Origin of the sequence: Longivirga aurantiaca (genome assembly GCF_042660085.1) — a bacterium.
GTDB classification, from domain to species: domain Bacteria; phylum Actinomycetota; class Actinomycetes; order S36-B12; family CAIYMF01; genus Longivirga; species Longivirga aurantiaca.
Genome location: NZ_JBHSTI010000036.1, coordinates 1 through 641, shown reverse-complemented (window position 1 = coordinate 641; position 641 = coordinate 1). Strand labels below are relative to the sequence as shown.

The window sequence follows — 641 nt, the reverse complement described above, 5'->3', positions numbered from 1 at the left end:
CGGTGCCCAACCTCGCGGGCCTCACCATCGCGGAGGCGCAGGTCGAGCTCGAGACGAACGGTCTCGTCCTCGGCACCCAGACGCCGCAGGCGAGCGACGACCGCCCCAAGGACACGATCATCAGCCAGAACCCCGTCAAGGGGGGTCAGGTCGACAAGGGCAGCGCGGTCGACGTCGTCGTCTCCACGGGCAAGGACTCCGCCGTCGTGCCCACGCTCACCGGGCTCACGTCCGTCGACCAGGCCCGCGCGGCCCTCGTCGATGCGGGTCTCGGGCTCGGGAAGGTCGACGAGGTCGAGTCCGACCAGCCTCAGGGCGTGGTCGTCGGCCAGACACCCGGCGCGCAGGAGACCGTGGACGCCGGCACCCTGGTCGACATCCAGGTGTCGAACGGCAAGACCAAGGTGCCCGATGTCGTCGGGTCGAGCGAGGCGCAGGCGCGCAGCGACCTCATCAACGCGGGCTTCGACGTGAACGTCGTCCAGCAGGAGACCGACGCCAAGCCCGAGGGCACGGTGCTCGCGCAGTCGCCCAAGCCCGGCACCAGCGTCGTGCGCGGCACCCTCGTGACGATCACCGTCGCGAAGGCCCCGCCGCCCCCGACGCCCACGCCGACGCCGACCCCCACGCCGACGCCCACC

At 72.2% G+C, this 641-nt stretch carries 1 protein-coding gene; it reads left to right on the top strand.

What is annotated here, in order from left to right:
* Window positions 1-641: PASTA domain-containing protein (locus tag ACFQGU_RS16675; protein WP_386768829.1), on the top strand; the 641-nt coding region annotated here is incomplete at both ends.